Here is a 24,396-nt window from a genome sequence, read left to right on the forward strand (position 1 = left end):
TCGGGGTGACTTGGTTATTTTTTTCGATATAAAACGGCGATTGGTCGAAATAATATGTAAGAAAAAAATCGCTGCTTTATCTTTGACAAAGATAATATTTATAAATGTGCCTGTAAAGAAAGCCCCGAAAAATTAGGCTGTTGAGAGTCTGTTTTCATGGGTTTCGCGGCTGAGGTGTTTTACTGACGAGGAGCCGAGACGGTTTGGTTTTGTAATCGAGAGGAGGATTGTTTGGCATGATTTCCATGATAGTTTGTTCGGTCGACCCGGCGAAACTGGAAAAGTTTTGCGAGAATGTGCTCATGACGGTAGGTTGTCCTTGCGAGTTTGTCGTTCACGACAACCGCGAGACGGGCTACGGTATTACTCATGTATATAACTTGTGTGCCGCGAAGGCGAAAGGTGAATATCTCTGTTTTGCCCATGAGGATATATTTTTCAGAACCCCAAACTGGGGAGAACGTATCGTGTCGCTGCTGCAGAAACCGACAACGGGTGTCGTGGGGTTTGCCGGCTCGATGGCCAAACTGGCCACCTTCTCGGGTTGGGGGTCGCTCAAGCAATACACGCGCTACAACTATATTCAACGGTTCAGAGACGGCTCGATCAAATATTTCATTACCAACCCCGACAAGGTACCTGCATCGCCGGTAATCGTGCTCGATGGCATGTGTCTGTTCATGCGTCGGAATGTGTGGGCCGAGTTTCGGTTCGACGAGGATACCTTCCGCGGATTCCATCTGTACGATCTGGATATTTCGATGGCCGTGGGTCAGAAGTATACCAACTATGTGACGAACGATATATTGCTGGAACACTTTTCGGAGGGCTCGTACAACCAGGCTTGGCTCGACGATACGGCCAAGTTTCACAAGAAATGGGCCGACCGTTTGCCCTTCTACCTCAAGAAACCCAACTCGCTGGTAGCCTATTTCAGAGAGATAAAGATGTCGTTTCGCTTTATCAGAATGTTGATGAAGAAACGGGTGGGGAGTTGGGATTTTATCGAGACTTGCTGTCACGAGCATTTCAAGCGCTACTACTGGCATATCAGTTCGCTCAAACTGCTGCAACGCCTTTACAAGTACAAACGTCAGTGGCGTCGCGAGGGCAGACTTTGAATCATATTTCTATTTTTGCATGTAATGTTTGCGTTCCTCGGGTGTGAATCGCTCGATGGCATAGCGTAGCATGGTGCGCGGCATCTGTCGGTAACGGGTGTCGAGGAATCGGCACAGGCGGGCTTTGTCTTTCTTGCCGACCTCGCGCAACATCCAACCCGTAGCTTTGCGTATGAGGTCGTGCTCGTGGTGGAGCAGCAGGTCGGCTAGAGCCAGGGTATCGTCGAGGTGACCGCGGCGAATCCATTGCCAGGTGGCGACGATGGCGATACGCTGTTCCCAAAGCTGTGGGCTTTGAGCCAGACGGTAGAGCGGGGCATGGTCGCGGTGTTCGAGATAGCCCCCTACGATTTGCGAGGCCGAGAGGTCTACCAGGTCCCAGTTGTTGATACAAGCGGTGTGGGCCAGATAGGTGTTGTACAGGGCCGTGCGTTGGGCTTTGTCGGCTTTCTTGAACTGCTCGACCATGCAGAGGAGAGCTGCCATGCGCAACTCGTGCACAGGACTATGCAGCAGAGTGGTGAGTTCGGCAAGTGGAGTGTCGAGGTATTGCTTGGCGATACTTCGTGTGACAGGAACGGGCACCCCGATGAAAATATCGTTTTCGCTATATTCTCCCTTTCCGGTTTTGAAGAATCCCGAGAGAACTTTTGCTTTTGCCGGATTGGCTGCTGCCCGGATGGCTTTCTCGATATCTTGAGCTGTGTGCATGGTGATGTGTCGTTTGGAACAAAGGTAGTGAATTTTTCGACTGGTCGATTGCTGAGGTTTGTTGCTTTTTAAAACAGTTGTTGAGAGCAATATTTTAAATTGTTAAAATAGAGGCTCCTGGCTGAAAAAATGACGCATAGGTAATCGAAAGAAAGAAAATATTCGATTCTCCAGAAGATAAAAATTAGATAATTATTTGATTTGTAGTGATATATGTGCATTTTGGAACGTGCGGAAAAAAACGCGAAATAGAACGGTGTCGGCTGGCCTGTTGTTGCCCTCTCTCTTTTTAAGCCTCGAGCGAGTGTGCGACTCTCTAAAATGGCTGTTTTCTGAGAAAACAGGATGCGGCTCGGTAAAGTCGAATGTTGAAAACTTGGTTTTCCATTTGCCTCTGCTCTCACCTTTCACTATCTTTGAAGAAGATAGGATACGGTTCGGCATAAAAAATATCTGAAACAAGTTTCGATATTTCATTCTGCGCTCACCTTTCACTATCTTTGTCCCAAGAAACGAAAAACATTCAAAAACAGTCGTATGGTTCTTAATTACATCTGGATTGCATTTTTTGTCATTGCCTTTGTGGTGGCGGTGGTACAGACTGTAGTGTATGGCAATACGGCCATTTGGACCGACATAATGAATGCTTCGTTCTCTTCGGCCCGTACCGCCTTCGATATTTCGTTGGGGTTGACGGGTGTTCTCACCTTGTGGCTCGGTTTGATGAAAATCGGCGAACGGGGTGGTATGGTGGCCGTGCTGTCGCGCCTGATTAGTCCGCTCTTTACCCGCCTGTTTCCGGGGGTACCCAAGGGGCATCCGGCTTTGGGTTCGATGTTTATGAATGTGTCGGCCAATATGCTGGGACTCGACAATGCCGCTACCCCGCTGGGGTTGAAGGCGATGAAGGAGTTGCAGGAACTAAACCCCAAAAAAGACACGGCCACCGATGCGATGCTGATGTTTCTGGTGCTGAATGCCTCGGGGCTTACCCTGATACCCATCGGGGTGATGACCTATCGGGCTCAGATGGGGGCGGCCAATCCGTCGGACGTTTTTCTGCCTATTCTCATCGCCACCTTTATGGCTACTTTTGTAGGGCTTCTGGCCTTGTGTATCAAGCAGCGTATCAATATCTTCGATCGGGTAATCGTGCTATGGGGACTCGGGCTCACCGTTTTTGTGGGCGGGGTCTTCTACTACTTTTCGTCGTTGCCCGAAGACAAGATTTCTACCTACTCGGCTTTTGCCGCCAACAGCATCCTGTTTACCATTATCGTGGTCTTTATCGTCTCGGGTCTGGTGAAGCGTATCAACGTCTACGATGCCTTTATCGAAGGGGCCAAAGAGGGCTTTAAGACGGCGGTGATGATCATTCCCTACCTGGTGGCTATTCTGGTAGCCATCGGGATATTCCGGGCCTCGGGAGCCATGGATTATATTGTCGAGGGCTTTGCTGCCTTCTTCGGGTGGTTGGGTATCGATACCGAGTTTGTGGGCGCGCTGCCTACGGCGCTGATGAAGTCGCTGAGCGGTAGCGGTTCGCGAGGGATGATGGTCGATGCCATGTCGACCTACGGAGTCGATTCGTTTGTAGGTCGGGTGGCCTGTACCGTGCAGGGTTCGACCGATACCACCTTCTACATATTGGCCGTTTACTTCGGTAGCGTAGGGGTGCGCAAGACCCGTTATGCCGTGGGGTATGCCCTGCTGGCCGATGTGATAGGGGCCATTTCGGCCATTACGGTCTCTTATTTCTTCTTCAAATAGAAAGGAACGGAATAAATGTGTATCTTTGACCGTATGCTGCGAAATGCGGCCTGTGTGGCGATGGAAACAATCTGGAGCAGGGTAGAACGGTCTGACCTTTTCAGGAGGTTGTGAATGCCTCTCCTGCACGAATATACTTGCTTCTCCCCCGGGTTTGCACTATCTTTGCAGTGACAATAAGAATATAAAAAAGTACGAGTTATGGCTGTGAGTTATTTTGCCGAAGATGTCAAGATGCCGGCGATAAAAAAGAGAGAAACGACCGATTGGATTCGTCGGGTCGCTTCGGGGTACGGGAAAAAATGCGGCGATATAGCCTATATTTTTTGCTCCGACGAGAAGATTCTCGAGGTGAACAAGGCCTATTTGCAGCATGACTATTATACCGATGTCATTACCTTCGACTATACCGAGGGCGATAAGATAAGCGGCGATATTTTCATCAGTGTGGATACGGTCCGTTCCAATGCCGAACAGTTTGGGACCGACTACGACGAGGAGCTCCATCGCATCATCATACACGGCATTCTGCACTTGTGCGGAATCAACGATAAAGGACCGGGTGAGCGCGAAGCGATGACCCGTTGTGAAGACGAGGCTCTGAAACTGAGATAATCGAGAAACAGATATGATCAGGGGGGTGGGGAAGCGTTCGCTTTTTCTCCCCATAGGTCATGGAGAAATACAATACAATGGATTTTAATTACGATGTAATCGTGGTGGGTGCCGGTCATGCCGGTTGCGAAGCGGCATGCGCTTCGGCCAATCTGGGTTCGAAGACCTTGCTTATCACAATGGATATGAACAAGATAGCTCAGATGAGCTGCAATCCGGCCGTGGGTGGAATTGCCAAGGGTCAGATTGTTCGCGAAATCGATGCTTTAGGTGGTTTCATGGGTATTGTGACCGACGAGACGGCCATCCAGTTCCGGATGTTGAACCGCTCGAAAGGGCCTGCCATGTGGAGCCCCCGTTCGCAGAGCGACCGCGCCAAGTTCATCACGACCTGGCGTTCGATTCTCGAGAATACAGACAACTTGTATATGTGGCAAGATTCTGTAAATCAGATTCTTGTAAAAGACGGAAGGGTAACGGGCGTAGTTACGGCCATGAATGTAACCTTTACCGCCAAATGCGTGGTGCTCACGACCGGTACCTTTATGAACGGTCTGATGCACATCGGCCGCACCAAGTTGCGTGGCGGTCGTATTTCGGAGCCGGCTTCGTACGGAATCACCGAGCAATTGGTCGAACTGGGCTTTACGGCCGGCCGTATGAAAACGGGTACTCCGGTGCGTATCGACGGCCGCAGCATCCACTTCGAAGAGGCGGCCGAGCAGCGGGGCGAGAACGATTTCCATAAATTCTCGTTCCTCGATTTTCAGCCCCGTCCGTTGAAACAGCGCAGTTGCTGGACCATCTATACCAACGAGCACGTGCACGATATTCTTCGTGCCGGGTTGCCCGATTCGCCCCTTTACAACGGGCAAATCCAGAGTATCGGGCCCCGTTATTGCCCCAGTATCGAGACCAAAATCGTGACTTTCCCCGATAAAACGGAGCACCAGCTCTTTCTCGAACCCGAGGGCGAGACGACGCAGGAGTATTACCTCAACGGCTTCTCTTCGTCGCTTCCGCTCGATGTGCAGGTGCGGGCTTTGCAGGCGATTCCGGCGTTGCGCGACGTGCGCATTTATCGACCGGGATATGCCATCGAATACGACTATTTCGACCCCACCCAGCTGAACCATAACCTCGAGACCAAGCAGATTGCCAACCTCTTTTTTGCCGGTCAGATAAACGGAACGACCGGTTACGAAGAGGCCGGAGGGCAGGGGCTTATTGCCGGTATAAACGCTCACATCAACTGTCACGGCGGTACACCTTTCACGCTGGGTCGCGACGAGGCTTATATCGGTGTGCTCATCGACGACCTGGTGACCAAGGGTGTCGACGAGCCCTATCGTATGTTTACGTCGCGGGCCGAATACCGTATCTTGCTGCGTCAGGACGATGCCGACATGCGGTTGACCGAGCGCTCTTATCGGTTGGGGTTGGCCAAGTCTGACCGCTACGATTTGTTGCGGGAGAAGCGGGATAGGATAGACCATTTAATCCATTTTGCCGAACATTATTCGATAAAACCGGCCTATATCAACGCCGGGCTGGAGGCTTTGGGTACTACGCCGCTGAAACAGGGAGTGCGGTTGATTGACTTGGTTTTACGTCCGCAGCTCGATTTGGCACAGCTCTCGCAACTGGTTCCGGCTTTGAAACAGGAGTTGGATTCAATCAAAAACCGACGCGACGAAATTGTAGAAGCTGCCGAGATAAAGATGAAGTATCAGGGCTATATCGATCGCGAAAAGATGATTGCCGAGAAGATAGCCCGACTTGAACATATTCGCATAAAAGGACGATTCAAGTATAGCGAGATACATGCGCTGTCGACCGAAGCCCGTCAGAAACTGGAACGAATCGACCCCGAAACCATCGCACAGGCTTCGCGTATACCAGGCATCTCGCCGAGCGATATAAACATCTTGTTGCTGCTGTGCGGACGTTGATGTTTCACGTGAAACAAAATCGGGCAAAGCCTTATTACAAAAGGGAAGGACAAACAAAATAACAAGAATAAAAAATGAGTTTAGAGATTATTAAAAGCAAGATTCGCGACGTGGTCGATTTCCCGCAAAAGGGAATTGTATTTAGAGATTTGACAACGGTATTCAAAGAGCCCGACTGCTTGAAAGAGTTGTCGGATATGCTCACCCGTATGTATGCCGAGAAGGGGATAACCAAAGTGGTGGGCATAGAGTCGCGTGGTTTTATCATGGGACCTATTGTGGCTACCCGCATCGGGGCCGGATTTGTGCCCATGCGTAAACCGGGTAAGCTGCCCGCCGAGACCTGGCAGGAGAGTTATACCAAGGAGTATGGGGTAGATGTAATCGAGATTCACAAGGATGCCCTTTGCGAAAACGACGTGGTCCTGTTGCACGACGATTTGCTGGCAACGGGTGGAACCATGCTGGCTGCCTATAAGCTGGTGAAACGGTTTAATCCGAAAAAAATCTATGTCAATTTCCTGGTCGAACTGGAGTTCTTGAAGGGCCGCGAGGCTTTCCCCGACGATGTCGAGGTAGAGGCTCTTATCAAATATTGATACGGATTGATCGAGAAAAACGAAAATATTAAGAACAAACTTGCCCTCTTGCCCGATACACCTGGCGTGTATCAGTATTTCGACAAGACGGGCAAGATTATCTATGTGGGGAAGGCGAAGAACCTGAAGCGTCGGGTCTCTTCGTACTTCAACAAGGTGCACGATTCGGCCAAGACGAATATGCTGGTGAAGAATATCTATGACTTGCAGTATATCGTCGTGAAGACCGAAGAGGATGCCCTGCATCTCGAAAACAGTCTGATCAAGGAGTACAAGCCGCGTTACAATGTCTTGCTCAAGGACGATAAAACTTACCCGTGGATTTGCTTGCGGAACGAGCATTTTCCACGGGTATTTCTTACCCGTAGGGTGAATAAGGATGGCTCGAAATATTATGGCCCGTATGCCAACGTGCATTTGGCCAAGACGGTGCTGGCGTTGATACGCGAGCTCTATCCGATACGCACCTGCAACTATGCGCTTACCCCCGAAAACATCGCAAAAAAACGGTTCCGGGTCTGTCTGCAATACCACATCAAAAACTGTAAAGGGTGTTGCGAGGGGAAGATTTCGGAACAGGAGTACGACGGTTATATCGAGCAGGTGCGCCAGATTCTCAACGGCGATATTCACCAGTTGAGTCGTCACCTGTTGGAGGAGATGCAGAGCCTGTCGGCCGAGCTTCGTTTCGAGGAGGCGCAGGCGATTAAGGAGAAGTACGATTTAATCGAGAAATATAAGGCCAAGTCGGTTATCGTAAATCCGTCGTTGCACGAGATCGATGTCTTTTCTTACGATGAAGACGAGGGGGTAGCTTTCGTCAACTATATGCACGTGCGGGGTGGGTCGATTGTACAAAGTATCACCATCGAGTATAAGAAAAAGCTCGATGAATCGGCTCCCGAAATTCTGTCGCTGGGTATTGCCGAGCTGAGGTCGCGGTTTGGCAGTAAGGCCCGGGAGGCTCTGGTTCCCTTCCTGCCCGAGTCGAGTTTCGACGATGTGGAATTTGTGGTTCCGCAACGGGGTGATAAGAAGAAATTGCTGGCGGTCTCGGAGCAGAACGTGAAGCAGTACAAGATAGACCGGCTGAAGCAAAACGAAAAGCTGAATCCCGAGCAGCGGGTGATGCGGGTGCTTTCGCGCATCCAGCAAGATTTTCGTTTGCCCGAACTGCCGTGGCATATGGAGTGTTTCGATAACTCCAATATCCAAGGCACCAATCCGGTGGCTTCGTGTGTGGTCTTCAAGAAGGGGAAACCCTCGAAAAAAGATTACCGACATTTCGATATTAAGACCGTGGTGGGTCCCGACGACTTTGCCTCGATGCGCGAAATTATCTATCGTCGTTATCGTCGGTTGCTCGACGAAGGGGAGGAGCTGCCCCAGTTGATCATAGTCGATGGCGGCAAGGGGCAGTTGAGTGCCGCACTGGAGTCGCTCGAGGCGTTGGGCCTGCGGGGCAAGGTGCCCATCGTGGGTATTGCCAAGCGGTTGGAAGAAATCTATTTTCCCGGCGATTCGCTGCCGCTCTATATCGACAAAAATTCGGAGTCGCTGCGGGTGATTCAGCACATGCGCGACGAGGCTCACCGGTTCGGTATAACCTTCCACCGCAACAAGCGGAGCAAGGGGCAGGTGAAGTCGGCTCTCGATTCCATTGCCGGAATAGGGCCTAAAACCCGCGATGCGCTGTTGACGTACTTCAAGAGTGTGAAGCGCATCAAAGAGGCGTCGGAGGCCGATTTGGCCTCGGTGGTGGGCGAGGCCAAGGCCCGCATCATCAAAGAGCATCTGGTTTGATTTTTATATAGTTGATTATCAGTGTTATAAATATACCATACAAGGGCAATTCCGTTTAATTGGGAAGCGATAGCTTATCGCTGACCTGAGGGAGACGGATGAAATAAAATTTGTTTCTGTTGTCGTTTGTATTATCTTTGTGCTTTACGCAGAGGGGAGTATGAACTGCGCCGGTCGGTTAAGATCGGGTGGGGGATAGGCTCGACATCTGCACCGATAAAAATGGAGAGTTTCACATGAGAGTAGTTGTTCAACGGGTAAAGCGGGCTTCGGTAACGATAGGCGGTGAGTTGCATTCGTCAATCGGTCGGGGGCTCTTGATTTTGCTGGGCGTGGAAGAGAGCGACGAGCTTTCGGAGCTTGAATGGCTGGTTAAGAAGTGTGCCAACCTGCGCATTTTCGACGATGAAAACGGGGTGATGAACCGCTCGTTGCTCGATGTGGGCGGCGAGGCCATGGTGGTGAGCCAGTTTACGCTGCTGGCCTCGATCAAGAAGGGGAACCGCCCGTCGTACATACGCGCTGCGGGTCACGAGGTGGCTGTGCCTATGTACGAGGCCTTCTGCCGGCGTTTCTCCGAGGAGGTGGGCCGACAGGTCGCCACGGGTGTTTTCGGCGCTGACATGCAGGTAGAATTGATAAATGACGGCCCGGTGACCATTTGCATGGATACCAAAAACAAAGAGTAAGGAAATATGACAATCAAAGAGGCACAAGAACAGGTAGACGCCTGGATCAAGAGTGTGGGGGTGCGATACTTCAGCGAGCTGACCAATATGGCCATCCTGACCGAAGAGGTGGGCGAGGTGGCCCGTATCATTTCGCGCCGCTACGGCGACCAGTCGTTCAAGCCGGGCGAAGAGGCGCAGAGCGACCTGTCGGACGAGTTGTGCGACGTCTTCTGGGTGCTGCTCTGCCTGGCCAACCAGACGGGCGTGGACCTGACCGCTGCATTCGAAAAGAATATCGAAAAGAAAACCAATCGAGATAAAACAAGACATATCAATAATCCTAAACTGACCAAACATGGAGAATAAACTGGACAAATATGAAGAAATGTTGAGTCGGTACAACACCGATTTGGACGATGCCCAAGTAGCGGCTGCCGTAGAGAAAATCGTTCGCGACAATCTGGCCGCAAACAGTACACCCGATGTGTACAAGTTTTTGTTCCACTGCATCGACCTGACGTCGCTGCATACCGAGGATAACACCGAGTCGATTACGCGCATGACCAAGCGGGTGAACGATTTTGAAGAGGAGCATCCCGAGATGGACAACGTGGCTGCCATTTGTGTCTATCCCAACTTTGCCGGAACCGTTCGCGCCAACCTCGACGTGTCGGCCGTGAATATTGCTGCCGTATCGGGCGGTTTCCCCTCGTCGCAGACCTTTACCGAGGTGAAGGTAGCCGAGACGGCTCTGGCCGTTGCCGACGGGGCCGACGAGATTGATATTGTAATCAACGTAGGCAACTTCCTGGCCGGGAATTACGAAGAGATGTGCCAGGAGATCGAGGAGCTGAAACACGCCTGCAAGGAGTCGCATCTGAAGGTTATCCTCGAATCGGGTGCCTTGAAGACGGCTTCGAATATCAAGAAGGCCTCGCTGCTGTCCATCTATTCGGGTGCCGATTTCATCAAGACATCGACCGGTAAAACCGAGCCCGCCGCTACGCTCGAGGCTGCCTATGTGATGTGTCAGGCCATCAAGGAGTATTACGAGCAGACGGGAACCATGATTGGTTTCAAACCGGCCGGAGGCATCTCTACGACGGTCGACGCCGTGAAATATTATTGCGTGGTCAAAGAGGTGCTGGGCGAGCAATGGCTCAACAACGAGCACTTCAGAATCGGTGCCAGCCGGTTGGCCAACAACCTGCTCACCGACATTTGGGGCGTCCCCACCAAATTCTTTTAATCGAGATCGTTTGGTGTACGCTAAATAACAGGAAGAGCCGGAGGAAAACCTCCGGCTCTTCCTGTATCGTGTCGACGCTGTACGACGGTTTAGATGTAGGTATCGTCGAAAGCCATCTTGGCGTCGGTTACAAACTGTTTAATTTTCTGCTCCTCGCTCTTGGGGCAAATGAGCAGCACGTTGTCGGCCTCGGCAATGATGTAGTCCTTCAGCCCCTCGACAACCACCAGTTTGTCGCCCTTCACGGCAATGACGTTGTTTGTGGTGTTGTAGAGCAGGGTCTTGCATCCCTGGGCCACGTTGCCGTCTTTGTTTTTGGGCGAGTGGTCATACAGGGCGCTCCACGAACCCAGGTCGCTCCAGCCGAAGTCGGCACAAAGAACGAATACGTTCGAGGCCTTCTCCATCACACCAAAGTCAATCGAAATGTTGGGACAAGCCGCAAAATTCTCGTCGATAAACTGTTTCTCGGCCGGCGTATTGAATACCTCGTTATGCTCTTCGAACCGGTTGGAAATATCGGGCAGGAATCTCTGGAAGGCGTTGATAATCGTCTGTACATTCCAGATGAATATACCCGAGTTCCAGAAGAATTCGCCGCTCTCGACAAACATCTTGGCAAACTCGAGGTTGGGTTTCTCGGTAAAGGTTTTTACCGTCTTGATGTCGCCCTCGGCATCCTCGCCAATCTGTATGTAGCCATATCCCGTTTCGGGTCGGTTGGGCTTGATACCCAGTGTGAGCAGAGCCGGATATTTAGCTACGAATTCGAGACCCTGATTTACGCAGCGGGCAAACTCATCCTCCTTGAGAATGAGGTGATCGGAGGGAGCCACCACGATGTTGGCCTTGGGGTTGATTGCCCGGATATGATACGAGGCCCAGGCAATACAAGGAGCCGTGTTGCGGCGAGCCGGCTCCAAAAGAATATTCTCGGCCGGCAGGTCGGGGAGCTGTTCCTTGATCAGGTCGACATAGATTTCGTTGGTGACGATGAAGATGTGATCCTTGGGTATGATTTTGGCGAAACGGTCGAAACTCATTTGGAGCAACGAACGCCCAATTCCGAAGAAATCGAGAAATTGTTTCGGTCTGTTGTTTCGGCTGAACGGCCAAAAGCGGCTTCCCACGCCGCCTCCCATAATTACGCAATATCTATTTTCCATGGGCGAGCCATTTTTTTATGTTAATTATTCCGCTAATGTAATTATTTTTTATTAGAAAGATGTATCAATCAACTTTTTTTGAAAAAAAACACAGATTATTTGGCGCATTCAAAATCTATCCTTACCTTTGCCACGTCTTTTCTGCCCAGATGGCGGAATCGGTAGACGCGCTGGTCTCAAACACCAGTGGATTAACCTCCATGCCGGTTCGATCCCGGCTCTGGGTACAAGGTAAAAGGATAAGTAGTTAGTAATAAACGACTTATCCTTTTCTTCTTTTAAGAATGTTCCAGTTTTGTTCCCATAGAGCAACGATTTAAGACATTCTTAAACGAAATAACAATAAATTGATACGAACTAATATGATTAGAAGTTCTGAACTTGTTGATAAATTGGTTGCTGACCTTCACTTTCATAAATTCTTTTATGTAAATGAAGGGGATAATATGTTTACTGATAGAAATGAATTTCTATCTCAAGCGGAATCTTTCATTTCGAGCATGGGGCTTGAGAAGGAAATAAATGTCCATACGGATTTCTTCCATGGAGGTTCTGTTATTAATGACAGTAAGATTAATTATATTTACCAATATATTGACGATGTGTTTCTGGATTATTTCTTTAGGACATATGATTTTAAAGAAATAATATTTCCCAAGGGATTTTGTTATGAGCAGATAACTCCGAAAGGGATTGTCCACCCTGATAGTGATATTATTATTTAAACAACATATACGATAGATGCACGTTTGCTAACAACATATGGCGTCTGTTCGGACTTGACAATTATCTATTAAATGTTTTTCCTAAGAATGGATTCATTAAACAGTTCTATCTCAAGAGAAAGATTTTCGGATTGCATGCAGAATGTGGAGTTCTATTAAATGAATTCCCGTTTGATAAAGATCTTGATGAATACTTAGATAGGTATTATACCGGAAAGAGTTGTATTAACCATCAATATCGCGGAATTGAAATCGTCAAGTATGCCAATTTTTTATATAAAGAATGCGAACATTCTATATACAACTGCCACACATCATATAAACTTGCAATTGCTAACTTCAGCCGTGGATTCTCTCAGATTAGAGGAAGTCACATCTTTGGAGAATATACTATCGAAGACCTTTTGTTTATCTATGCTCTTCTCACGGATAAATTCGTCCTGACTGAAGATGCGTTTCTTTTAAGCATTTGCCATTGTCTTGGAAATAAGATAGAGAATGATATTCTCACGGCTTTTATTGGATATGAAACACTGACTCAAGACTACCATATAATAGAGCCTTACATATGCAGTAAAGATTTATATCTCCGTTTTGCGAGCCATACTAAGAGTAAAGCTTTTAAGTTCAATAATATAAACGATGCGATTGATTCAGTACAGTTGTTTGAACAAGATCCTGTTTGTCTTATTAGAATTGGCAATACCATGCCATTACCTTATTTGTATCAAAAACTTTATAATTAATATAAACTATGTACGTAAAAATCATCGACAAAGGAGAATGCTTCTCCACAACAATGGAATTTATTAATGGTATTTATGCCAATAAAACCGAATGGGCAAAATACAACTTCTACCCCAAAAACGGTATGGTGGGTGAAATCGTAAAGAGAACTCCTTCAGCTTATATCGTAAAAATAAAAGAAGGAATATACGTGCCCATGACAAGAAAAGGCATCAAAGAAATAACTTATGAAGAATACCTGGCAGGCCAGCCCAACAATGTCTGCAACGGCATGGACGAAAGGCAAAAACGGATAAACGATCAAGTGGATGACTTTAATGCCCAGACCGGATATGATTGGCAGCATTTGCCTGATATGCGTATGTATTTTAAACAAGACGTAATCCAAAACATTACAAAACTAACGTGTGATTTCAAACGCAACATATTCCTGCCTGACCTTGAAAAATCCGCCGTCATATACGCTGTTGATATGTGTTTGGAATATCGTAACAAATCAGGCCGTAATCTCGCACCAATGACCATTGAGGATATATCCAATCAAGTTTGTGATGTTTATATGGAATTATTTAAAGGCCAATTTCTTCAATCAAGTAAAGATAAATGTTTGCAACAAATTTCTGACATGGTCATGAAACCAAACGCTCAAGAAATTGTCAATGAATATTATCAACAAGTTAACATCAGATATAGTTGGTCATAAATTATCCCTATTCTTACGCCAATACACATACACGTCCCGTATCGAAATCTCATGATTAAGATATGCCCGACTGATTTCTGTTGGAAGTGTATAAGCCGGATAGTCGGTAACCTTGAAATGCCAATAGATACCTCGGTTGTCAGGATAAATACGGCAGTTATGTCGTTCGCAGAAAAGGCGTTCACCTTCGGCGGTATAAAGGTAATAGTTGGTTGCCACTTTTTGTAATTCTGCGTTCTTTTCTTGAAGTTCACGTACTTTTGCGGAAAGCTGCTCCCGCTGTTTTTGCTCGGTTTCGTAAGCTGGCAAATCCATTTCACACCATGTGCCAGTCTTGACTATTACAAATGAAGCGGTACCATGATGAGCGCATGGCAGAAAAAGAAGAAGCCAAACCCGTACCGTTTCATCGGCGGATTTACAACAAAGTAACTTCTTTGGTACGCCCGAAGCTATTCCTCTTTTCGGCAGGTCTGATTGTCTGTGCCACGTCCCTGTTCCTGAATGTCCGTCTGGCTGAACGGATGGGGCAGTTGCAGGACAACGACATGAAATACCGTTATCTGCTGATGCAGGGACAAGCGGACGGCAATACCCTTGAAAGACTGGAGAATAAGTTCAAGTGGCAGCGGGACGAGCTTTTTATCCGCAACCTGACGGATTCGGTACTAGATTTTGAGGAACGTTGCCGCAGGCAGGCTGAAGCCTTGGAACGGGCAAAGCTGCTTAATGAGCAGGCTGAGCAGTTGAAAAAGGAAGCTGATAGGTTAGGAAATCAGTAAATAGCAAAAAGCCGAGGTGAAGGATAAGTCCCATAACTTCGGCTTTTGAGTTTAATAGTTATACGTAATTCAAACAGACTATTTTTTTTAGACAAGCCTTGACCATCGTCAAGGTTTATATGATATTTTTCACGAAAAAAGAAAAGTGAAATCTTATTGTTAAGATTTTATTTTATATTTGCGCCGCTTGAAAGGAAAACAAATATATGTAGAACAAAAAACTACTTTTTATGGCAAACCTATCAAAAGAAGGCAATATTCAACATAAACTTGGATTTGCCGGGTTACTCATCACATTGGGTATTGTTTTTGGTGACATTGGAACATCGCCACTCTATGTTATGAAAGCCATCATTCATACTGGAGAAGCTCTTGATGAAAATTATGTTTTAGGCGCATTGTCTTGTATCATATGGACACTTACTCTTCAGACTACGGTGAAATATGTGCTGGTGGCTCTCCGTGCCGACAATAACGGGGAGGGTGGCATACTTGCGCTTTATGCCCTTTTACGCCGCCACAGAAGAAGGTGGATTTACATCATTGCCATTATCGGTGCGAGCACTTTGCTTGCTGATGGTATTATCACTCCAGCCATTACGGTCACAACTGCCATAGAAGGACTTGAAAGTATCAGTCCGCATCTGCCTGTGATTCCTATTACACTGACCATTATTACCATTATATTTTTCATTCAGCGTTTTGGTACAGAAAATATAGGACGGTCATTTGGCATATTTATGCTACTTTGGTTCCTGCTTCTTGGAATCGCCGGAGCTATCAGTCTGACTTCCTATCCTCAAGTATTCAAGGCATTCAATCCTTACTATGCCATACGGTTATTAGTGGAATCCCCCCACTGGTTTCTGATATTGGGTGCCGTTTTCTTGTGTACCACTGGTGCAGAAGCCTTATACTCTGATTTAGGGCACTGTGGCAGACGAAATATTACGGTCAGTTGGATATTTGTAAAGGTGATGCTTATTCTAAATTATTTGGGGCAAGGAGCGTGGGTATTGCATCATCCGGAAAGTGCAGAAGGTACAGTGAACCCATTTTATTCAATCATGCCACAAGAAATACTGTTGTTTTCCATAGCAATGGCTACCGGGGCAGCTATTGTTGCGAGCCAAGCTCTAATAAGCGGTTCATTTTCCATATTGAGTGAAGCTATGAACTTGAATTTCTGGCCTCGTATGCGTATTAAGCACCCTACCAACGTAAAAGGTCAGTTATTTATTCCAATGGTAAACCTTGTAATGTATATTGGAGTAATATTTACTATATTGTTGTTTCGAGATTCCACCCACATGGAAGCCGCTTATGGACTTGCCATAACTATTACAATGTTGATGACAACATTGTTGTTGGGATTCTATTTGCATATGCATAACATTCCACGCATTCTATCAATACTGTTTGTCGGCGGATATTGTGTTATTGAAGGTATTTTCCTTGCTGCAAACCTGTCCAAATTTATGGTCGGAGGTTGGTTTACGCTGTTAATAGGTGGATTATTATGTTTTATCATGTTTGTATGGGTAAGTGCCAACAAAATTCGTCGAAAACATATGTCTTCCAAACGGTTAAGTGAATACTACAACATTATTTCTGATATTAAGGCGGACGAAAGCATATCCAAATATGCTTCTAATCTTGTCTATGTGAATCATGCAGACAAAGAAGGTTGTGTGGACGATAAATTGTTGTATTCCATAATTAATAAGCAGCCTAAACGGGCAGATCATTATTGGCTTATTAACCTTGAATTTGTGGATACACCAGACACACTTGAATATAATTGTTCCACATTAATAAAAGGGACATTGTTTAGTATAACCATGCGTATAGGTTTTCGTATAGAACCGCGCGTGAGCCTTTATTTACGACAAGTAGTTGATGACCTTGTTGCGGATGGTGAAGTAGAACTAACAAGCTCTTATCCTTCATTGCATAAGAATGGCATACCGGGTGATTTTCGCTTTATTATTATCCACCGGATATATTATCCTGAAGATTCCCGTAACCGCCGACAAAATTTGCTGATGAGCCTTTATGCCTTAATTAGAAAGATAGGCATTGGAGAACCGAGTGCGTTGGGGCTTGACACATCGGTTGTTGTTGTCGAGCGTGTACCGTTAATTATAGCTAATAGGGCAAAACATATTCGTCGTATAGAGCGGATTAAGCCTGAAAAATGCGATAATGATGCTAATATGGTCTTGGAAGAACAGAATGTATCATAAGTGACTTGCTATAATTATCGTCTGCATTTACGGTTTAGTTCTGTCTTTTGTATATACATCCAAACTAACCTAAACCTATTCTTGTTGGCAGTAATAAACGTGCTGGCGAAAAGAGAAAGAATGGCTTTCCTTCTTTTCGCCAGTAGTGTTTTTTATTGCTAATAGTTTGCAGTTGAAATGAACTTCTTAATTTCCTCTTCAGTGGGAAGTTCTATCATATACTTTTGCACGAAGATGTTCGGGTCTAATCCGGCAGTGGCGTATTTTAGGGACAGTCGTTTAATTCCGTCATTATGAGTCAATCGGCAGACTGTCCCGGTAATTTTTCCGATCGAACTCATCTTTTTATATTTTCGGCTCCGTTTCGGAGCCCCTTTTTTCATTTTTGGACCCAACTGGAGCCAATACTCCAGTGAAAGGGCCGTTTCTCACTCACCTCGAACATCAGGCAGCCTGGGCAATTTCGTTGACTTCCCGCCGGACGAGCTGTACTGCATTCGCCGTGTGGATGCCAAAGAAGATGTACAGGATTTCGGTCAACTTCGTCCTTGCCTTGATGCGTTTCAGGCCATAGTGTTCCTTCTGCGTTCCGAACGAGCCTTCCATCCTCGTTGCCCTCACCCTCGCCAGCTCGTTGCGGATGATGTCGTTCTCTTTCTTTTCCAAGGACGGACGGCCACGCTTGACGAATGACGTCTGTATTCCTCTATCCTTGCAGTACCCCCTGTTGGCGCTGCCGGCATAGCCTGCATCTCCTCCGACCTTCTTCGCCTCCACACCGAAGAGCTTTCGGTGCATCTTCAGGCAGTGCGTAAGCCTGGTTCCCTCGTTGAAGGCATTGAATGACAGCTTCTCGATGAATGAGAGTCCGTCAACCTGGATGTTGTTGCACTTCGCACCGAACTCTACGCTCTTCACTTCCTTGCCTCTCACGATTGGCCTCACATACGGCTTGCTGATGCTCACTATCCTGTCCTTGACACTCTCGCGAGGATTGTTGTTCTCGAAGTGGGCCTTCTGCTGGCGGTACACTCTTGTGATGATTTCAATATCGCTCTTCTGTCTGGCTGTCAGCAATTTCTCCGCGCCTGCATTCTCCCTCTCCAGTGTGCGGGTCTCCTTCAGTATCTTCCCCAAAAGGTTGAGCAGGCGTCTGGTCAGTTTCCTGGTCTGGACTTTCGTATGCCTGCGCCGCTTCCTGTACGACAGGTTGGCCTTCTCTACGTCTACGTACTTCGTCCTCGGACGGTGCACATTCAGCTTGGCACTCAGAGTGCACATTATCTCATATGACTTCTCTATTCCTTCCCACAGAAGCTTCGCATCCGTAGGATAGCGCATCTCGCTCTCGTAACAGGTCGCATCCGTATACATCGTATCCAGGTCCTTCATGTACGGTTCCCAGGCTCTTGCCAGTATCTCCTGCTGCTGTTGGATCTTCAGCCCGCGGGCCAGCTCCGAAAACACGTCGTCCAGAAGTTTGTAGTTCGTCAGAGGATGCATCGGGTCTATTCTCACATCGCAGAAGAGCTGATAGTGGACGTTGCCGTTAAGATGCTCCATCAACCTCGGGCTGCTCAGACCTGTGTACATCTTCAGGAACATCAGCGCAACCTTGCCCTCCGGGGTGAAGTATGTTTTTCGCCCTTTCTTCGCTCTCATGCTCTTGCTTATCAGTCCAAAGTTCTCTGCCATCTCACCAAGCGGCAGCCTCTTCCTGATTTTTCCCAGCTCGCTAGTCTCGAACGTCCGCCTATACAATTCATAAAAATCGAACTCCGTGAAAGGAAGATCGGGTGATATTCCAGAGAAATTTTGTACCTTAGCCATGCAGATTAATTTTTGCGATACCTCCAAATTTGGCTTTTCTAGGGCAATTGGAGGTATTCTTTTTATCTTTAGCTAAGATACAAATTTTATATTACATTGGCAATCAATTCGTTATAAAGTTTTATTCTTTTTACGACAGTCCCTATTTTACCAACGTGTCGCCCTTCTCGGTGCAAAGCAGGATGCCGACAGGCGGATTGTCGTCGGGTTGCATCACTTCCGCCTTGAAGTAGTTAAGATATAGGTTCAGTTGCGAAGCGTATTCGTGGCGGAACTTGTCTATCTTCAATTCCACGATGACATGGCATTTCAAAATGCGGTGGTAAAACACGAGGTCGGCAAAGAAATAATCCCCGTCTATCAGGATTCTCTTTTGGCGTGCTTCGAAGCAGAACCCATGTCCCATTTCCAACAGGAAGCGTTGCAGGTTGTCCAGAATGGATTGCTCCAAGTCGTTTTCCGTTACCAAAGCACGGTCGTTCAATCCCAAGAACTCCAACGTAACGGGCGTGTTAATAATGTCTTTGGGCTGCAGCGGCATGGCTTGCCGCTGCACCAAGGCAGACAAGGTTTCCTTATTTTGGGATAATCCGCTGCGTTCGTAATAGAGGGAATTGATTTGCCGCTCCAATTCCTTTACTGACCAGCAGCCCCGAATGGCTTCCATTTCGTAGAAAGCACGTTTTACAGGGTTATCAATGGGTGAAATTACATTCAAATGGGTAGAGGATAGGCGGCTAAATAACTTTTCGGGTGGGGTAATCCATTTGTTTTGAGCCGATTGAATGTATTGAGAAGATTCGGCGGTTGGCGACCGCCGAATTGGGTCTGCCAATTCGGCGGACAGTGTGTGCCGAATTTCGCTTCCTGCCAATATGTATTGTGCGATAGGCTCTTTCAGTTGCGGATAAACAAGGTATAGCCGCCGGAATTCACGAAACCTGCGCTCGTTCAGTCCTTTGACATTCAACCGCTGTTCCAGTTTCTTCAACAGTTGTTCGCCGTATGCGGCACGGTCTTCACCGTTTTGCTCAAACTCCACGATATAGCAGCCCATGAGCCAATTGCGGGCAGTCAGGGCTAGGTTTACAGCGTGTGCGGCTTGCGCCTGCAACGTGCTTTGTATCGTGCTGATATGTTTTACTAATGCTTCAAAGTCCATAATTGCAAAGGTAAGTCTTTTATGGTTAAAACTTTAATTCCGGCAGGCTGTTTATCGCCTCCTCTTTCAATTTATCCACCGCACGGGTGTATTTCTCCGTATGTTTCAGTCCGCTATGCCCGAGCAGGCTGGCAACCGTCTTGATGTTCGCCCCATTGTTGAGGATATTCACGGCGAATGAGTGACGGGCGCAATGCCAGCTTATGTGCTTATCTATCCCGGCTCTTTTCACCCAACGCTTGACGGATTTGCAGCAACTTTCATACGAAGGCAGGTTGAAGATGAGAGCGTCTTTGTTACCGTCTGCCGGCGGTTCTCCCACAAGCGAAAGAAGACCGTCATTGAGCGGAATGACCACACCGCTACTGGCGGAATGACCTTTGGTCTTGTTCTGCTCAAATTTTAGCAGCTTATTAGCGTAGTCGATATTCTTATAGGTAAGGTCTTTCACATCACAGAAGCGCAAGCCACAATACAGGCAAAAGATAAACGCACGCCTTACGTTGGGGTTCTCGTTGTCATAATGGCACGCAATCAACCGCTGGATTTCTTCCGGCGAAAGCACGTCCTTGCGTAGTATCTGGCTATCCGCCTTGCAGGTAACGCCTTTGCAGGGGTCTTTCAGCATCACATCGTGGTCAATCGCATAGTGGATAACCTTCTTGAAACGCTGGAAGATGCTTTTAGCCCCTTCGCCCACGCTCCGGGATTGCAGATAAGCTACGAACTGTTCCATCATGTCCTTCGTGATAAGTTCCGGCTTGATGCCGAACTCGTGCATCGGGTAATGCTCCTTCAAAAAGTCCTTGAAACGGCTTAGGGCGATTTGCACCATCCGAATGTCTTTCTTGGTATAGTCATTGATATAGGCTTGAAAATAATCCAAGAAATTCACGTTCCGGTCTTTTTTCAGGCGATAGCCCAACATACTTTCCTTAAACTCCTGTTCACGTTCGGCACGTATTTTTACAGCAAGCTCCAGTGTTTCCTTGTTCTGCTGGCGTTCCGCAGGGGTACGTGGCTTCTCTATCAGATACAGGCTGAGGTTCTCTTTTCGCCTGTGATGCTTGATAGCGAACTTCGGCTTTCCCCGCATCTTACCGTTTTCATAATACACTTGATTACCGTTTTCATCCAACACGGGCTTTTCCTCTCTACCCAAATAATACTCCAGATACAGGCTGATTCTGCCGTCCGACAGCCTGTTTTTCTTTTGTTTTCCGATATTGCAAAGGTACAAAAGAAAATGGAATTTCAAAGTGTACTTAATGACGAAAAATGGGCAAAATATGGCAAAAATAGAGAAAATAAGAAAGATGCAAATAATTGATAATAAGGAAGATAAATTCTTTTATTTTCCTATGATTTCTATGCCTTGTACCGGCTCTGGGTACAAGATCGAAGAGGCTGTAACCGCAGGGTTGCAGCCTCTTTTCTTTGTTGGATTCTATCTTTTTCTCCGGCCTAATGGCCTAGTCGACAAAATTCTCCCCTCCCTCAGAACGACCGCAGCCAGTCGGCCAGGGCGCTGTGCACCTCGCTTTTGAACCGGAACGTCTCCTGATAGCCCCAGCCGTGGCCGCCGGTGGGATAGATGTGCAGCGACACGGGCACGTGGTGACGGTGCAGGGCGGTGTAGTAGCGCAGGCTGTTCTCGACGGGTACCACATTGTCGTCGTCGGAGAGGGCGATAAAGGCCCGAGGCGTCTCGGCATCGACCTGGAGCTCGTTGGAGTAACAGTCGACGAGTTGCGGGTCGGGATTCTGCCCGATGAGGTTGTCGCGAGACCCCCGGTGGGTGATGGTCGTATCCATGGAGATGACGGGGTAGAAGAGTATCTGGAAGGCTGGTTTCAGCTCTTGCGGGTAGTGTGTGGCCAGGGTCGAGGCCAGGTGGCCGCCGGCCGAGAAGCCCATCACCCCGATGTCGTCGGGGTCGATGCCCCACTCCCGGGCATGGGCCTTGACGGTGCGCATGGCTTCGCACAGGTCGGCCAGGGGTACCCGGTGGTTGCCGTGCGGCATGCGGTATTTCAGCACAACGAGGGCGATGCCCTGGTGGGTAAAGTAGGAGGCATAGTCGTAGCCTTCGTGGCCGTAGGCCAGGGTGTAGTAGCCCCCTCCGGGGCAGATGACCACGGCACGTCCCGTGCGTCGGCCTTCGGGAAGAAATACCCGTATCGAGGGCTGGAATATCTGTTGGTTTTCGTCGCAGGGTTTTCCCTCGTCGGCATTCTTTTCGGTGGCGCCGTTGGGCCACAGGGCGATGTCGATGGGCGTTTGGGTTTGGCCGTATGAGGCGGTGGCGAAGAGGGTAGCAACAAGCAGGAGTGTGATGAGCCGGTTGAGTTTCATGGGTCTGGTTTTTGCGTGTATGTGTCGTGTGCAGATGCTGCACGGGATAACGGCTGCAAAGATAATCGGATAGGCCGGATGGTGGAGTGGCTCGAGAAAAAATATGTGTCGTGTGGAGAATTTCGTGACGAAACAATTTGTACTTTTTGTACTTTTGCGCCCAAAATAGTGGGAAATGAAAGATAAATTGAAGGGCCATTCGGCCATGTTTACGGCGAACTTCCTGTGGGGAATCATGTCGCCTATTTCTAAATCGATTTTTTTAACGGGTGTCATATCGGCTTTTTCGTTGACCAACATGCGTATGGTGGGGGCGGCTGCCTTCTTCTGGATAGCCTCCCTGTTCATGCCTCGCGAGTCGGTGACCAAGCGCGATTTACTGTTACTGTTTGCGGCCTCCCTGTTTGGAATTACTCTGAATCAGGGATTTTTTGTGGTGGGACTCTCCTATACGACGCCTATCGATGCGTCGGTGGTGGCCTCGCTGACGCCTATCATTACGATGATTCTGGCTGCTTTCATTCAGAAGGAGCCGATGACGGGCAAGAAGGTAATCGGTGTATTCATGGGCCTCACGGGGGCTTTGATTCTGATTCTGGATGGCGCCGGCAGCACGTCGGGCGGCAGTTTGTCGGGCGGCCGGGTGATGGGCGACCTCTTCTGCCTCATTGCCGAGGTGAGCTTCGCCATTTACTATGTGGCATTCAAGGGGCTTATCAGCCGCTACACGCCTGTGACCTTGATGAAGTGGATGTTTCTGTTTGCGACCATCTGCTGTCTGCCTATCGGAGGGTCGGAGGTGATGCGCATTCCCTTTGCCCAGCTCGACAGCACCATTTACCTCGACTTGTTCTTTGTCATATTCGGGGCCACCTTCCTGTCGTACATGCTGGTTTCGGTGGGGCAGAAACGGTTGCGCCCGACGATTGTGAGCATGTACAACTACACGCAGCCTATTGTGGCCTCGTTGCTGGCCATCTGGTGGGGCATGGACAGCTTCGACGTGATGAAGGGCTTTGCCATTCTGCTGGTATTCCTGGGCGTATATGTGGTAACGACCAGTAAGTCGAAGGCTCAACTCGATGCCGAGCTGGCTGAGAAAGCGGTTCGTGAAGAGGCGGCTGCCAGCGGCGGAGATGCTGTGGATAAGCAAAAGTAGGACTTTAGAAAGAGTATATACATATAAGCCGTGAGAATGAGTTTCTTACGGCTTATGTTTTATCTGTAAACTATCTGTATTTTATCTGTAACGGAGCGGGTTTAGAGGTAGTCGTCGTAGAGGAAACGGGCCACGCCGTCGTGGTTGTTGTCGGGGATGATGGCGGTGGCCTGCCGTTTCACCTCGTCCATGGCGTTCTCGGGAGCATATCGCCGGTCGGCCATGCGGAAGAGGGGCAGGTCGTTGAGGTTGTCGCCGAAGGCCACCACCTCCCAGGGGTTGAGGTGGTCGACAATCTGTTGGGCGGTCGATGCCTTGGAGACCCCCTGCGGGTAGATTTCGAGGTTGCCGTAGCTGGGGTCTACGATGTCGCGGTAGCAGAAGATGCTGCATTGTCCGGCCCGGCCTATCTCGGCGGCTGCGGTCTCGAGTCGGTCGAACCGGTCGATGACCAGGATGAAGAGCGGCGGCCGGTCGAGCAGCGGCTCGGCGTAGCGGTCGACGGGTACGAAATCCTTGTAGGGTGTATTCTCGCGCTGACGTTTGAATTCGCGCTGCATCTCGTTGGATAGCGGTTTGTGGAAGACGTGCAGCTTGTTGTTGTCGATGCGATAGACAAAGGGCACCAGGTCGCGCTTCTCGAGCAGGTCGATGTAGTTGAGGGCCGAGTTGTCGGTGAATCCGTTGGCCCGGATATAGTGTTTGCGACGGATGTCGTAGAGCACGGCCCCGTTCATGAGCACGGCCGGAATATCGAGGTCGAGCTGTTGCAGCAACGGGACTACCGTAGCCGGTGTGCGGGCCGTAGCCACGGTGAATCGCATGCCCTTGTGCAGCAGGTCGTTGATAATCTGGGTAGAGCGGGGCGAAACCACGGAGTTGCCGTTGAGCAGAGTCCCGTCCAGGTCGGTGATGTAGAGCGTTTGGGTTTTCATCGTCGTGCAGGTATATCGGTCACAGCGGGGTGACGGTTGTTGAACAGGGGGTGACGGGGGAGGGGATTACACCGTCCACCCGTCGGGAATACCGG

21 protein-coding genes, 1 tRNA gene and 2 pseudogenes are annotated in these 24,396 nt (G+C 48.5%); 16 read left to right on the plus strand and 8 right to left on the minus strand.

Annotation, left to right across the window (positions count from 1 at the left end; genetic code table 11):
* The first annotated feature begins 236 nt into the window (after positions 1-236).
* On the plus strand, positions 237-1,121 hold the full coding sequence (locus ABGT88_RS00705) for a glycosyltransferase (protein ID WP_346699869.1): 885 nt from the start codon (positions 237-239) through the stop codon (positions 1,119-1,121).
* Between the two features lie 9 nt (positions 1,122-1,130).
* On the opposite strand, the gene ABGT88_RS00710 is transcribed toward ABGT88_RS00705, so the two are convergent.
* Positions 1,131-1,832 (minus strand): DNA alkylation repair protein, encoded by a 702-nt coding sequence (locus tag ABGT88_RS00710; RefSeq protein WP_087407878.1) that lies wholly within the window; start codon positions 1,830-1,832, stop codon positions 1,131-1,133.
* 537 nt (positions 1,833-2,369) lie between these two features.
* Here ABGT88_RS00710 and ABGT88_RS00715 point away from each other — a divergent pair.
* The 8 genes from ABGT88_RS00715 to deoC all read left to right on the plus strand — a co-directional run bounded on the left by ABGT88_RS00715 (position 2,370) and on the right by deoC (position 10,491).
* Entirely contained in the window at positions 2,370-3,602 is a 1,233-nt protein-coding gene (locus tag ABGT88_RS00715) for a nucleoside recognition domain-containing protein (RefSeq protein WP_346699872.1), read from the plus strand.
* A 201-nt stretch (positions 3,603-3,803) separates the two neighbouring features.
* The gene (gene ybeY / locus ABGT88_RS00720; protein ID WP_087407875.1) at positions 3,804-4,217 is read left to right on the plus strand and encodes an rRNA maturation RNase YbeY; all 414 of its coding nucleotides are present in this window, start codon (positions 3,804-3,806) and stop codon (positions 4,215-4,217) included.
* 77 nt (positions 4,218-4,294) lie between these two features.
* The gene (mnmG, locus tag ABGT88_RS00725) at positions 4,295-6,169 is read left to right on the plus strand and encodes a tRNA uridine-5-carboxymethylaminomethyl(34) synthesis enzyme MnmG (protein ID WP_346699874.1); all 1,875 of its coding nucleotides are present in this window, start codon (positions 4,295-4,297) and stop codon (positions 6,167-6,169) included.
* A gap of 74 nt (positions 6,170-6,243) precedes the next feature.
* Entirely contained in the window at positions 6,244-6,768 is a 525-nt protein-coding gene (locus tag ABGT88_RS00730; RefSeq protein ID WP_087407873.1) for an adenine phosphoribosyltransferase, read from the plus strand.
* 6 nt (positions 6,769-6,774) lie between these two features.
* The gene (gene uvrC, locus ABGT88_RS00735; protein WP_346699876.1) at positions 6,775-8,571 is read left to right on the plus strand and encodes an excinuclease ABC subunit UvrC; all 1,797 of its coding nucleotides are present in this window, start codon (positions 6,775-6,777) and stop codon (positions 8,569-8,571) included.
* Positions 8,572-8,807: 236 nt separating this feature from the next.
* The gene (gene dtd / locus ABGT88_RS00740; RefSeq protein ID WP_346699878.1) at positions 8,808-9,260 is read left to right on the plus strand and encodes a D-aminoacyl-tRNA deacylase; all 453 of its coding nucleotides are present in this window, start codon (positions 8,808-8,810) and stop codon (positions 9,258-9,260) included.
* 6 nt (positions 9,261-9,266) lie between these two features.
* The gene (locus ABGT88_RS00745) at positions 9,267-9,608 is read left to right on the plus strand and encodes a nucleotide pyrophosphohydrolase (protein ID WP_087407870.1); all 342 of its coding nucleotides are present in this window, start codon (positions 9,267-9,269) and stop codon (positions 9,606-9,608) included.
* Positions 9,598-10,491 carry a deoxyribose-phosphate aldolase gene (deoC, locus tag ABGT88_RS00750; RefSeq protein ID WP_258326917.1) on the plus strand — a complete coding sequence of 298 codons (894 nt, stop codon included), beginning with the start codon at positions 9,598-9,600 and terminating at the stop codon, positions 10,489-10,491. Before ABGT88_RS00745 ends, deoC begins: the two co-directional genes overlap by 11 nt.
* Before the next feature lie 89 nt (positions 10,492-10,580).
* Here the strand turns inward: deoC and ABGT88_RS00755 are convergent, their stop codons facing one another.
* Positions 10,581-11,657, minus strand: coding sequence for a mannose-1-phosphate guanylyltransferase (locus ABGT88_RS00755; RefSeq protein ID WP_087407868.1), 1,077 nt, complete (start codon positions 11,655-11,657; stop codon positions 10,581-10,583).
* A 143-nt stretch (positions 11,658-11,800) separates the two neighbouring features.
* On the opposite strand from ABGT88_RS00755, the gene ABGT88_RS00760 reads away from it, so the two are divergent.
* From ABGT88_RS00760 to ABGT88_RS00775, 4 genes are all read left to right on the plus strand, one after another.
* Positions 11,801-11,884, plus strand: a tRNA-Leu gene (locus tag ABGT88_RS00760).
* 135 nt (positions 11,885-12,019) lie between these two features.
* Complete coding sequence (locus ABGT88_RS00765; RefSeq protein ID WP_346699881.1) at positions 12,020-12,382, plus strand: hypothetical protein; 363 nt, start codon at positions 12,020-12,022, stop codon at positions 12,380-12,382.
* Positions 12,383-12,513: 131 nt separating this feature from the next.
* Positions 12,514-13,128, plus strand: a complete 615-nt coding sequence (locus ABGT88_RS00770; RefSeq protein ID WP_346699882.1) for a hypothetical protein — start codon at positions 12,514-12,516, stop codon at positions 13,126-13,128.
* 8 nt (positions 13,129-13,136) lie between these two features.
* Positions 13,137-13,832, plus strand: a complete 696-nt coding sequence (locus tag ABGT88_RS00775) for a hypothetical protein (protein ID WP_346699884.1) — start codon at positions 13,137-13,139, stop codon at positions 13,830-13,832.
* Here ABGT88_RS00775 and ABGT88_RS00780 read toward each other — a convergent pair.
* Positions 13,827-14,147 carry a hypothetical protein gene (locus ABGT88_RS00780; protein WP_346699886.1) on the minus strand — a complete coding sequence of 107 codons (321 nt, stop codon included), beginning with the start codon at positions 14,145-14,147 and terminating at the stop codon, positions 13,827-13,829. The genes ABGT88_RS00775 and ABGT88_RS00780 overlap by 6 nt on opposite strands.
* A 62-nt stretch (positions 14,148-14,209) precedes the next feature.
* Here ABGT88_RS00780 and ABGT88_RS00785 point away from each other — a divergent pair.
* Positions 14,210-14,614: pseudogene (locus ABGT88_RS00785) on the plus strand (hypothetical protein); the annotation flags it as partial.
* 230 nt (positions 14,615-14,844) lie between these two features.
* Positions 14,845-16,860: a KUP/HAK/KT family potassium transporter gene (locus ABGT88_RS00790; protein ID WP_346699887.1), complete on the plus strand. Its 2,016-nt coding sequence runs from the start codon at positions 14,845-14,847 to the stop codon at positions 16,858-16,860.
* Between the two features lie 444 nt (positions 16,861-17,304).
* Here ABGT88_RS00790 and ABGT88_RS00795 read toward each other — a convergent pair whose 3' ends face one another.
* From ABGT88_RS00795 to ABGT88_RS00810, 4 genes and pseudogenes are all read right to left on the minus strand, one after another.
* Positions 17,305-18,690 (minus strand): transposase, encoded by a 1,386-nt coding sequence (locus ABGT88_RS00795; RefSeq protein WP_346699889.1) that lies wholly within the window; start codon positions 18,688-18,690, stop codon positions 17,305-17,307.
* Positions 18,691-18,835: 145 nt separating this feature from the next.
* A pseudogene (locus tag ABGT88_RS00800) lies at positions 18,836-19,852 on the minus strand (PDDEXK nuclease domain-containing protein); the annotation flags it as partial.
* Between the two features lie 25 nt (positions 19,853-19,877).
* Entirely contained in the window at positions 19,878-21,092 is a 1,215-nt protein-coding gene (locus ABGT88_RS00805) for a site-specific integrase (protein WP_346702793.1), read from the minus strand.
* A gap of 257 nt (positions 21,093-21,349) precedes the next feature.
* Positions 21,350-22,207 carry an alpha/beta hydrolase gene (locus tag ABGT88_RS00810; protein ID WP_346699891.1) on the minus strand — a complete coding sequence of 286 codons (858 nt, stop codon included), beginning with the start codon at positions 22,205-22,207 and terminating at the stop codon, positions 21,350-21,352.
* Positions 22,208-22,382: 175 nt separating this feature from the next.
* On the opposite strand from ABGT88_RS00810, the gene ABGT88_RS00815 reads away from it, so the two are divergent.
* Complete coding sequence (locus ABGT88_RS00815; RefSeq protein ID WP_298662413.1) at positions 22,383-23,366, plus strand: DMT family transporter; 984 nt, start codon at positions 22,383-22,385, stop codon at positions 23,364-23,366.
* A gap of 101 nt (positions 23,367-23,467) precedes the next feature.
* On the opposite strand, the gene ABGT88_RS00820 is transcribed toward ABGT88_RS00815, so the two are convergent.
* Positions 23,468-24,301, minus strand: coding sequence for an HAD family hydrolase (locus tag ABGT88_RS00820; RefSeq protein WP_258327595.1), 834 nt, complete (start codon positions 24,299-24,301; stop codon positions 23,468-23,470).
* Positions 24,302-24,396: the final 95 nt, after the last annotated feature.

Source organism: Barnesiella sp. An22 (assembly GCF_963931395.1).
In the GTDB taxonomy this organism is placed as follows: domain Bacteria; phylum Bacteroidota; class Bacteroidia; order Bacteroidales; family Barnesiellaceae; genus Barnesiella; species Barnesiella merdigallinarum.

Excerpts from the sequence above, each read along its gene's own strand:
- ABGT88_RS00705 (WP_346699869.1), top strand. The coding sequence starts at position 237 with ATGATTTCCATGATAGTTTGTTCGGTCGACCCGGCGAAACTGGAAAAG.
- ABGT88_RS00710 (WP_087407878.1), bottom strand. The coding sequence starts at position 1,832 with ATGCACACAGCTCAAGATATCGAGAAAGCCATCCGGGCAGCAGCCAAT.
- ABGT88_RS00715 (WP_346699872.1), top strand. The coding sequence starts at position 2,370 with ATGGTTCTTAATTACATCTGGATTGCATTTTTTGTCATTGCCTTTGTG.
- ybeY (WP_087407875.1), top strand. The coding sequence starts at position 3,804 with ATGGCTGTGAGTTATTTTGCCGAAGATGTCAAGATGCCGGCGATAAAA.
- mnmG (WP_346699874.1), top strand. The coding sequence starts at position 4,295 with ATGGATTTTAATTACGATGTAATCGTGGTGGGTGCCGGTCATGCCGGT.
- ABGT88_RS00730 (WP_087407873.1), top strand. The coding sequence starts at position 6,244 with ATGAGTTTAGAGATTATTAAAAGCAAGATTCGCGACGTGGTCGATTTC.
- dtd (WP_346699878.1), top strand. The coding sequence starts at position 8,808 with ATGAGAGTAGTTGTTCAACGGGTAAAGCGGGCTTCGGTAACGATAGGC.
- ABGT88_RS00745 (WP_087407870.1), top strand. The coding sequence starts at position 9,267 with ATGACAATCAAAGAGGCACAAGAACAGGTAGACGCCTGGATCAAGAGT.
- deoC (WP_258326917.1), top strand. The coding sequence starts at position 9,598 with ATGGAGAATAAACTGGACAAATATGAAGAAATGTTGAGTCGGTACAAC.
- ABGT88_RS00755 (WP_087407868.1), bottom strand. The coding sequence starts at position 11,657 with ATGGAAAATAGATATTGCGTAATTATGGGAGGCGGCGTGGGAAGCCGC.
- ABGT88_RS00765 (WP_346699881.1), top strand. The coding sequence starts at position 12,020 with ATGATTAGAAGTTCTGAACTTGTTGATAAATTGGTTGCTGACCTTCAC.
- ABGT88_RS00775 (WP_346699884.1), top strand. The coding sequence starts at position 13,137 with ATGTACGTAAAAATCATCGACAAAGGAGAATGCTTCTCCACAACAATG.
- ABGT88_RS00780 (WP_346699886.1), bottom strand. The coding sequence starts at position 14,147 with ATGGATTTGCCAGCTTACGAAACCGAGCAAAAACAGCGGGAGCAGCTT.
- ABGT88_RS00790 (WP_346699887.1), top strand. The coding sequence starts at position 14,845 with ATGGCAAACCTATCAAAAGAAGGCAATATTCAACATAAACTTGGATTT.
- ABGT88_RS00795 (WP_346699889.1), bottom strand. The coding sequence starts at position 18,690 with ATGGCTAAGGTACAAAATTTCTCTGGAATATCACCCGATCTTCCTTTC.
- ABGT88_RS00810 (WP_346699891.1), bottom strand. The coding sequence starts at position 22,207 with ATGAAACTCAACCGGCTCATCACACTCCTGCTTGTTGCTACCCTCTTC.
- ABGT88_RS00815 (WP_298662413.1), top strand. The coding sequence starts at position 22,383 with ATGAAAGATAAATTGAAGGGCCATTCGGCCATGTTTACGGCGAACTTC.
- ABGT88_RS00820 (WP_258327595.1), bottom strand. The coding sequence starts at position 24,301 with ATGAAAACCCAAACGCTCTACATCACCGACCTGGACGGGACTCTGCTC.